This window comes from Achromobacter sp. 1011811831 (assembly GCF_059760905.1).
In genome coordinates this window covers 1-8,528 of the sequence record NZ_JCBANG010000150.1, presented here as the reverse complement: position 1 = coordinate 8,528, position 8,528 = coordinate 1, and the positions used below count along the sequence as shown (strand labels likewise).

Sequence of the window (8,528 nt, the reverse complement as noted above, 5' to 3'; positions counted from 1 at the left end):
TTTTTAAAAAACAGAAGACGCCATACGGGTTCCCTTGTGGCGTCTCGGGGGACGGGAAATGTGAAAAAAAACCACCGCACCCCCATAAACAAAGGCAGACACCCCCCAACCCGCCAACCCCGCCCAAAGCCAGGCCACGCGGAGCCGGCTTCGCCGGTCCGCTGTGGCGCCCCCCTGGGGGGGAAGCGCCGTAGGCGCTTCGGGGGGGGGTCAATGACTTCCGCCGAGATAGGCTGCAACCACGGCCGGATCATGCTTGAGCTTGTCCGCCGAGCCGTGCACCGAGATGCGCCCGTTCTCCAGCACATAGCCGTAATCGGCCACGTTGAGCGCGGCGGCGGCGAACTGCTCGACCAGCAGCATGGTCACGCCCTCGTCCTTCAGGCGCGCGATGATGCGGAACACTTCCTCCACCAGGATGGGCGCCAGGCCCATGGACGGCTCGTCCAGCAGCACCAGCTCCGGGTTCAGCATGACGGCGCGGGCCATGGCCAGCATCTGCTGCTCGCCGCCGGACAGCGTGCCCGCCAGCTGCTCGCGCCGTTCCTTCAGGCGCGGGAACAGGTCCATGGCGCGGCCCAGGTCGGCCTGCACGTCGCCCTTGGGGCGGCTGCCGGTCAGGCGCGGAAAGGCGCCCAGCAGCAGGTTGTCGGTGACCGACAGCGTCGGGAACACGCGCCGGCCTTCCGGCGAGTGCGCCAGTCCCAGCCGCGCGATGCGGTGCGATTCCAGCCCGTCGATGCGCTTGCCGCCCAGCGTGACCTCGCCCGCGGTGGGGCGGATCATGCCGGACAGGGCGCGCATGGTGGTGGTCTTGCCGGCGCCGTTGGAGCCGATCAGCGTGACCACCTTGGCCTTGGGCACTTCCATGCTGATGCCATGCAGCACCTTGACCTTGCCGTAGCCCGCTTCCAGATTCTTGATCGATAGCATCTCGTGTGTCCCCTTGGCGTCAAGCGGTCGCGCCGCCCAGATACGCCTCGATGACCTTGGCGTTGCTCTGCACTTCATTGGGCAGGCCCTCGGCGATCTTCTGGCCGAAGTCCAGCACGGACACGGTGTCGCACACGCCCATGACCACGTCCATGTGGTGCTCGATCAGGATCAGCGTGATGCCGTGGTCGCGGACCTTGCGGATGATGGCCAGCAGCTCGACGATGTCGGGCGCGGTCAGGCCGGCGGCCGGTTCGTCCAGCAGCAGCAGCTGCGGGTCCAGCGCCAGCGCGCGGGCGATTTCCAGCAGGCGCTGCTTGCCGTAGGGCAGGTTGCGCGCTTCCTCGCTGGCCAGATCCTCCAGGCCGACGAATTCCAGCAGCGCCTGGGCGCGGGCCCGCGCGCGCTGTTCCTCGCGCTTCCAGCCGGGCGTGCGCAGCGCGATGCCGGCCAGTCCGGTGTTGAAGGTATGGTGCAGGCCCACCAGCACGTTCTCCAGCGCCGTCATCTCGCCGAACAGCTGCACGTTCTGGAAGGTGCGGGCCACGCCGGAGGCGGCGATGTCGGCCGGCGCCAGGCCCACCAGCGACTTGCCGGAGAAATCCACCGAGCCGGCCGTCGGCACGTAGATGCCGGTCAGCACGTTCATCATGGTGCTCTTGCCCGAGCCGTTGGGGCCGATCAGGCCGTGGATGGTGCCGCGCTTGACGGTCAGGTCCACCTGGTTCAGCGCCTTCAGGCCGCCGAACTGCATCAGCACGCCCTTGGCCGCGAGCAGGGTCTCGCCATTGCCGCGCGCGGCGTCGGGCACGGCTTCCTGCTGCTTGACCAGGTCCTTCTTGACCGACAGCGCCGCGCGGCGGCCCGAGAAGAACAGGTTGCGCACGAAGCCGACGATGCCGTCGGGCAGGTAATAGACCACGAACAGGATCATGGCGCCGAAGATGGTCAGGCGCCAGTCGGTGACCGCGTCCAGCCAGTACGAGAACACCGCCAGCGCGATGGTGCCGATGACTGGCACGGCCAGCTTGCGCGCCTCGGTGCGGCCGCGCGCGACGGCCATGGCGCCGCCGACCGTCACAACGACGGCCACGCCCAGCGCGATCAGCCGGAAGGTGGCGATGTCGTCCAGCATCTTGGGCAGCAGCACGATGATGGCCGCGCCCAGCAGCGCGCCGGTGCGGCTCTTGCGCCCGCCCATGATGATGGCCAGCAGGAACAGGATGGTGAGTTCGAAGTTGTAGGTGTTGGGCGAGATGTACTGTTCGGAATAGGAGTACAGCGCCCCGGCCAGGCCAGCGAAGCCGGCGCTGATGACGAAGGCGAATACCTTGTGCCGGTAGACCGACACGCCCATGCAGTCCGACGCGATCGGGCTGTCGCGCAGCGCCTCGAACGAGCGCCCCAGGTGCGACTTGAGGATGCGGTGCACCACGATCAGCGACAGCACCAGCAGCGCGGCGACCAGCCAGAAGTACTCGCTCTTGTTCAGCACGTGGCCGCCGATGGACGGCTTGGGGATCTTGATGCCCAGCGGTCCTTCGGTCAGGAAGGTCATTTCGTTGATGAGGATCTGGATGATGGTGCCGAAGGCCAGCGTCACCATCGCCAGGTACGGGCCGGTGACGCGCAGCGCCGGCAGCGCCAGCACCGCGCCGAAGGCCGCCGCGATCAGGATGGCGGCCGGCAGCGTCAGCCAGATGGGCAGCTGCAGATGGAAAAACAGCACGCCGGCCACGTAGGAGCCGATGCCGAACAGGCCGGCATGGCCCAGCGAGACCTGGCCGGTGTAGCCCACCACGATATCGAGCCCGAACAGCAGGATCGCGTAGATCATGATGGTTTCGATCAGGTGCAGGTAATAGGTGTTGGTCACGCCCAGCGGCACGGCGGCCAGGCAGGCGACGGCGACGACGGACAGCAGCAGATGCAGGGGTTTCATCGTCGTCACACCTTCTTGATCGCGGTCTTGCCGAACAGGCCGGCGGGTTTGAAGGTCAGCACGAGCAGCAGCAGCACCAGTCCAGGCACGTCCTTGTACCCCGTCGAAAGATAGAAGCCGGTGGTGGTCTCGGCGATGCCCAGGATCAGGCCGCCCACCACCACGCCCATGCCGCTGGACAGGCCGCCGATGATGGCGACCGCGAAGGCCTTCAGGCCCAGCACCGCGCCCATGGTGGCGCCGGTCAGCGTCAGCGGCGCCACCAGCACGCCGGCGAAGGCCGCCGTCAGCGACGACAGCGCATAGGAAAACGTGATCACCATGCCGGTGTTGATGCCCATCAGGCCGGCGGCGTCGCGGTCATTGGACGTGGCGACAAAGGCCTTGCCGTAGATGGACTTGCGGTTGAACACTTCCACCAGCAGCATCATGGCCAGCGCGCCAAACACCACCAGCAGCTCCATGGGCAGCACGTTGGCGCCCAGCACCTGGATCGGCGCCTCGGGCAGCGGCGAGGGAAAGCGCAGGTCGTCGCGGCCCCAGACGTTCTCGGCCACGTTCTTGAAGATGATGCCCAGCGCGATCGTGGCCATGATCCAGCCGAATTCCGACCGCGTCTTGATGGCCGGCCGCACGCCGACCCGCTCGACCAGCGCGCCCTGCGCGAAGCCGAAGATGCAGACGATGGGGATCATGACCCAGTAGTTCACGCCCAGCCCCACCAGCGTGAGGCCGACAAGCGCGCCCAGCATCAGGGCTTCGCCCTGGCCGAAATTGAGGGTGCCCGACGTGGCGAAGGTGAGCTGGTATCCGAACGCGATGACGGCATAGATCATGCCCAGCGCGATACCGCTATAGATAAGCTGTAGAAGAATCATGGTGTGTCTTCGTGGCGCCGGCGTCCCGTGCCAGATCCCTTGGCCGGAACGCGGTTCTCTGTTGTCCAAGGCGCTGCGCGCCACCTGCATCACATACAACGGCATCAGCCGGCCGCGCCGTGGCGAAGCTCCCTCAAGGGGCAGGGCCATGGCACCGCAAGGCTGCTTCAGTCAAACCGATCCGAAATACGCTGTGCCATCCCGAGGCCTCCCCCACGAAGAGCAAGGCCGCAACGCGACCAGGCCGTCCCCTGATCGGGGCTGCGCGGAGCCGGCTTGGCCGGTCCGCGGCAGCGCCCTTGAGGGAAGAAGCGCGCAGCGCTTCACGGGTGGGCTTCCCCCTCCGGTCCGCGGCAGCGCCCCCTTGAGGGGGAAGCGCCGGAGGCGCTTCGGGGGTGGGCTCCCTTAATTAGCCTTGATCACGCGCCCACCCTTGACCTCGCCGATCACCACTTCCTTGGCCGTGATCGCGTCGTGGTTGTCGTGGCTGAACGGCTTGTTGTAGGTCATCACCACGCCTTCGACCGGCGTCTGCAGGTTTTCCAGCGCCTCGCGGATCTTCGGGCCCTCGGTGGAGTTGGCCTGCTTGATGGCCGCGGCCAGCAGGAAGATCGAGTCATAGCCCTGGGCCGCCGACACCGGCGAGTCGATGCGGTTGTTCTTGGGCTTGAACTTGGCCAGGTAGGCGTCGATGAAAGCCTTGCGCTTGGGCGTGTCCGGGTCCTGGATGAAGGTCTGCGGCATGCGCGCGCCTTCGCCATTGGTGCCGGAGTTGTCGATGTAGTTGGCCATGGACAGCGTCCAGCTGCCGATGATCGGCACCTTCCAGCCCAGCTTGGCCATGCCGTTGGCGATCTGCGCCAGCTCGGGGCCGATGCCATAGGTCAGCACCGCCTCGGCGCCGGCTTCCTTGGACTTGAGCAGCTGGGCCGTCATGTCCACGTCCTTGATGTTGAACTTCTCCACGGCCACCGGCTTGATGCCCTTGGCGGCCAGGGCCTTTTCCAGGTCCTCGCGGCCGAGCTGGCCGTAGTTGGTGGAGTCGGCCAGGATCGCGACCTTCTTGAAGCCGCGGCGGGTGATGGCTTCCTCGACGATCATCGGCGCCTGGATGCTGTCGTGCGCCGCGTTGCGGAACACGTAGTTGTCCGGGTACTCGGGCGCCTTGAACTGGTGCGTGATGACGCTGCCCGTGGCCACGTTGTTGAACACCGGAATCTTGGCGTCCTGGTAGAAGCGCTGCGAGGCCAGGGCCACGCCGGTATTGATGTAGCCGACGGTGGCGGTGACCTGTTCCTTGTTGATCAGCTCCTGGGCGATCTGCACGCCGCGCTCGTTCTTGGCCTCGTCGTCGCGCTCCACCGCGACCAGCTGGCGGCCCAGCACGCCGCCGCCCTTGTTGATCTCTTCGATCGCCAGGCGCACGCCGTCGCGCATGCTCACGCCCATCGAGGAGGAGCCCCCGGTGTAGGGGCCGGCCACGCCGATCTTAATGGGATCGGCGGCGTGGGACGCGGCCGACAGGGCAAATGCAAGGGTTCCTGCCAGCAGCTTCAAACGAAAGTCCATGAGTGTCTCCGTTGTAATTGGTGGAACTGCGTCGAAAACCTGTTGCCGGCGCCTGGATGCAACGTGCGGCGCGCATGCTTGTGTTGCGTGGTGTGACTGTCTGCTTAATCTCTTACGCGAATCTGACTCGGCGGCGCACTTCCGTGGAAATCCCTAGGGAGGGTTTTTACGGGAATTGGGTAGCGGCCCGGCACTCGGCCGGCAGACCTAGGGTAAACGCCTGGGTGGCCGGGCCCCGGCGGACGCGGGGGGCAGCGGCTGGGCGTGCGGCCAGGGAGAGCGGCTGGGGGACGGCAGGCGCACGTTTTCGGACGGGAGGGCCGCGCATGGTCGTCCGCGAACCGGACGGGCATCGGGCCCGGGAGGGGCAACGCGGTCGATTACGGGTGGGCGGGGGAGTGCAGGCGGTCGTCGCCGTATTGCCGGATCACCTGCGCGATGACGACGCGGTAGCCGTCCAGCCAGCGGGACTGGGCGGCCTTGGCCTGTTGGTGCAGCGGGTGCCGGATCAGCGCCTGCAGCGCGTCCAGCGATTCCCAGTAATAGACATTGCTGACCAGTCCGCGCGCCGGGTCTTCCCAGGACTCCTCGCCCAGGTAGCCGGGCAGGGCGCGCGCGGCCTCGGCGATCTGGCCGTCCAGCAGGTGGAAATCCTCGTCGTACTGCTTTTTGGCGAAGATGAAGGTGGCGGTGTACATGGCGGCGCTCTGGGGCGAGGGGAGGAGGAAGGCGGTGGCGGGGAGGGGCCACCGCCAAGCGGGTGTCGGGCGGCTCAGATGCCCTTGAGCGCCAGACTGACCGCCAGCGCGGCCATGATCACGGCGATGATGCCGTCCAGCACGCGCCAGGCCGAGGCGCTGGCGAAGAACGGGGCGAACAGCCGCGAGCCGATGCTGAGCACGGCCAGCCACAGCAGGCTGGCGGTGAGGGCGCCGGCGGCGAAGGCCATGCGGGCGTCGTCGAAGCCGTGCGCCAGTGAGCCGACCACCACCATGTCCAGCCAGAAATGCGGGTTCAGCAGCGAGAAGCCCAGCGCGCCCAGCATGGCCGCGCGGCGCGAGGGCACGGCCTCGCGCGCCGCTGCCAGGCCGCCGTTCGCGCTCCAGGCGCGGCGGGCCGATTGCAGCGCGTACCAGGACAGGAAGGCCACGCCGAACCACAGCACGGCCGTGGTCAGCCAGGGGAACCAGGTGGTCAGGGCCTGCAGGCCGGACACGCTGGCGAAGATGAAGACGGCGTCGATCAGCGCGCAGATGGCGACCACGCTGGCCAGGTGCGCGCGCATCAGGCCCTGGCGCAGGATGAACGCGCTTTGCGCGCCCACGACGGCGAACAGGCCCAGCCCGGTGGCCGTGCCGCTGGCCCAGGCGGTGAAGAAGAGGGGGGATGACAGGGTGGCGAACATGATGCGGATACCTTTGCTGCTGCGCCTGTGCCGGCGCTCGATGGCTACAAGTCCCAGGCGCGCGCGAGGCGTTCGGCGCCCGGTCGTTTCCGGTGGTCTCCGGAGACGGCGGGCGCACGCGTGGTGCGCGGCATGGGTGTTTTCATCGTCAAGCCGGCCCGTTCCGGCGGCGGCAAGCGCATGCCGGAATGGCTTTTTCGTCCTGGGGAGGCTGGCGATGAAGCGGGGCGTCGGCGCGCGCAGGCGTGCCGGCATGATGAATTGTCGCTTGCCGGCTACATGAAATACAGCTAATTTTCCTTCATTATCTTAAGCAAAACTAATTCAGTCATGAAGATCGATCACGGCAATCTGCGGGCCCTGGCGGCGGTGGTGCGCGAAGGCAGTTTCGAGCGCGCCGCGCTGGCGCTGAGCGTGACGCCGTCGGCGGTGTCGCAGCGGATCAAGGCGCTGGAAGACCGCATGGGCCGGCTGCTGGTGCAGCGCACGGTGCCCGCCGCCGCCACCGCCGACGGCCGGGTGCTGGTGCAATTGGCCGAACAGACCGCGCTGCTGGAGCACGACGCGCTCAATCGCCTGGGCGTGGCCGAGGACGACGTGCCGCACGCCAGCATCCCCATCGCCGTCAACCACGACAGTCTGGAAACCTGGTTCGTCGAGGCGGCGCTGCAGTTTTCGGCGCGCACCCGCGCCACGCTGGACATGCAGTCCGAGGACCAGGATCACACGGCCGCGCTGCTGCGCAACGGCGCCGTGCTGGGCGCGGTGACCACGCTGGCCGATCCGGTGCAGGGCTGCCGCATCCATGCGCTGGGCAGCATGCGCTACGTGGCGACCTGCTCGCCAGACTTCCACAAGCGCTATTTCTCGCAGGGCGTGAACGCCCAGACGCTGGCGCAGGCGCCGGTGCTGGTGTTCAACCGCAAGGACGCGCTGCAGGCCCGCTTCGCGCACAAGATCTCGGATCCCGCGCCCTGGCAGCCGCCGGTCTGGTGGGTGCCGTCCACCCGCGCCTTCGTGCAGGCCACGCTGGGCGGACTGGGCTGGACCATGAATCCGCTGCCGCTGGTGCAGGAGCACCTTGACGCAGGTCATCTGATGCTGCTGCGGGGCCGCGCCTGGGAAGACGTGCCGCTGTACTGGCAGCATTGGCGGGTAAACTCCGAGGCGATGGAAGCCCTGACCGATTCGGTCCTGTCCGCCGCGCGCAGCCTGGTGCGGCGGCGCTAATCTCCCGGAGGACATACGCATGAAACTACGCAAGTTCGCAGTCATCGCCGCCATGGGCCTGTGCGCGGCCGGTTCCGCCTGGGCCAAGGACTACCAGGCCGGCCAGGTCGAGATCGACGACCTGTGGGTGCGCGCCTCGGCGCCGGGCCAGTCCAATGGCGCGGGCTACATGGAGATCGACAACAAGGCCACGGCCGCCGACCGCCTGCTGTCGGTCAGTTCAAGCGTCGCCGAGCGCGTCGAGCTGCATACCGTGGAAACCAAGGATGGCGTGGCCAAGATGCGCCAGGTCGAGGGCGGCATCGCGCTGCCCGCCGGCGGCGAGGTCAAGCTGGCCCCGGGCGGCTATCACGTCATGTTCCTCAAGCTGAAAGCCCCCTTCGCCGAAGGCGCTTCGGTGCCCGCCACGCTTAAGTTCGAGAAGGCCGGCGAGGTCGCCGTCCAGTTCAAGGTCAAGCCCGCCGCGCACAACCCCGGCATGAGCCACGACCACAGCTCGATGAAGCACTGAGCGCCAGGCGCTCAGCCGAGCAAGGCGCAAGCGCGATGCCCGCTCCACGGAGCGGGCATC

Annotated in this window: 9 protein-coding genes; 3 read left to right on the top strand and 6 right to left on the bottom strand. The window is 67.5% G+C overall.

Annotated features, from left to right (window positions below):
• Nucleotides 1–210 precede the first annotated feature (210 nt).
• From AC6LJ9_RS29650 to AC6LJ9_RS29625, 6 genes are all read right to left on the bottom strand, one after another.
• Nucleotides 211–933, bottom strand: coding sequence for an ABC transporter ATP-binding protein (locus AC6LJ9_RS29650; protein WP_103271527.1), 723 nt, complete (start codon nucleotides 931–933; stop codon nucleotides 211–213).
• A gap of 19 nt (nucleotides 934–952) precedes the next feature.
• On the bottom strand, nucleotides 953–2,875 hold the full coding sequence (locus tag AC6LJ9_RS29645) for a branched-chain amino acid ABC transporter ATP-binding protein/permease (RefSeq protein WP_498150332.1): 1,923 nt from the start codon (nucleotides 2,873–2,875) through the stop codon (nucleotides 953–955).
• Nucleotides 2,876–2,880: 5 nt separating this feature from the next.
• A complete protein-coding gene (locus tag AC6LJ9_RS29640; protein WP_103271525.1) occupies nucleotides 2,881–3,753 on the bottom strand; it encodes a branched-chain amino acid ABC transporter permease in 873 nt (290 codons plus the stop codon).
• Nucleotides 3,754–4,158: 405 nt separating this feature from the next.
• Nucleotides 4,159–5,322 (bottom strand): ABC transporter substrate-binding protein, encoded by a 1,164-nt coding sequence (locus tag AC6LJ9_RS29635; protein ID WP_498150331.1) that lies wholly within the window; start codon nucleotides 5,320–5,322, stop codon nucleotides 4,159–4,161.
• 380 nt (nucleotides 5,323–5,702) lie between these two features.
• A complete protein-coding gene (locus AC6LJ9_RS29630; protein ID WP_498150330.1) occupies nucleotides 5,703–6,020 on the bottom strand; it encodes an antibiotic biosynthesis monooxygenase family protein in 318 nt (105 codons plus the stop codon).
• A gap of 74 nt (nucleotides 6,021–6,094) precedes the next feature.
• A complete protein-coding gene (locus AC6LJ9_RS29625; RefSeq protein ID WP_103271522.1) occupies nucleotides 6,095–6,727 on the bottom strand; it encodes a LysE/ArgO family amino acid transporter in 633 nt (210 codons plus the stop codon).
• 132 nt (nucleotides 6,728–6,859) lie between these two features.
• Here AC6LJ9_RS29625 and AC6LJ9_RS29620 point away from each other — a divergent pair, with 132 nt between their 5' ends.
• Genes AC6LJ9_RS29620 through AC6LJ9_RS29610 form a run of 3 tightly spaced genes read left to right on the top strand, consistent with a single transcriptional unit; the run spans nucleotide 6,860 to nucleotide 8,468 of the window.
• A complete protein-coding gene (locus AC6LJ9_RS29620; RefSeq protein WP_498150329.1) occupies nucleotides 6,860–7,021 on the top strand; it encodes a hypothetical protein in 162 nt (53 codons plus the stop codon).
• A 36-nt stretch (nucleotides 7,022–7,057) separates the two neighbouring features.
• Nucleotides 7,058–7,957 carry a LysR family transcriptional regulator ArgP gene (locus AC6LJ9_RS29615; RefSeq protein WP_103271521.1) on the top strand — a complete coding sequence of 300 codons (900 nt, stop codon included), beginning with the start codon at nucleotides 7,058–7,060 and terminating at the stop codon, nucleotides 7,955–7,957.
• Nucleotides 7,958–7,976: 19 nt separating this feature from the next.
• A complete protein-coding gene (locus AC6LJ9_RS29610) occupies nucleotides 7,977–8,468 on the top strand; it encodes a copper chaperone PCu(A)C (protein ID WP_498150328.1) in 492 nt (163 codons plus the stop codon).
• The last annotated feature ends 60 nt before the right edge of the window (nucleotides 8,469–8,528 follow it).

Coding starts and splice junctions, on each gene's coding strand:
- AC6LJ9_RS29635 (WP_498150331.1), bottom strand. CDS start 5,322: ATGGACTTTCGTTTGAAGCTGCTGGCAGGAACCCTTGCATTTGCCCTG.
- AC6LJ9_RS29640 (WP_103271525.1), bottom strand. CDS start 3,753: ATGATTCTTCTACAGCTTATCTATAGCGGTATCGCGCTGGGCATGATC.
- AC6LJ9_RS29645 (WP_498150332.1), bottom strand. CDS start 2,875: ATGAAACCCCTGCATCTGCTGCTGTCCGTCGTCGCCGTCGCCTGCCTG.
- AC6LJ9_RS29620 (WP_498150329.1), top strand. CDS start 6,860: ATGGGTGTTTTCATCGTCAAGCCGGCCCGTTCCGGCGGCGGCAAGCGC.
- AC6LJ9_RS29625 (WP_103271522.1), bottom strand. CDS start 6,727: ATGTTCGCCACCCTGTCATCCCCCCTCTTCTTCACCGCCTGGGCCAGC.
- AC6LJ9_RS29610 (WP_498150328.1), top strand. CDS start 7,977: ATGAAACTACGCAAGTTCGCAGTCATCGCCGCCATGGGCCTGTGCGCG.
- AC6LJ9_RS29630 (WP_498150330.1), bottom strand. CDS start 6,020: ATGTACACCGCCACCTTCATCTTCGCCAAAAAGCAGTACGACGAGGAT.
- AC6LJ9_RS29615 (WP_103271521.1), top strand. CDS start 7,058: ATGAAGATCGATCACGGCAATCTGCGGGCCCTGGCGGCGGTGGTGCGC.
- AC6LJ9_RS29650 (WP_103271527.1), bottom strand. CDS start 933: ATGCTATCGATCAAGAATCTGGAAGCGGGCTACGGCAAGGTCAAGGTG.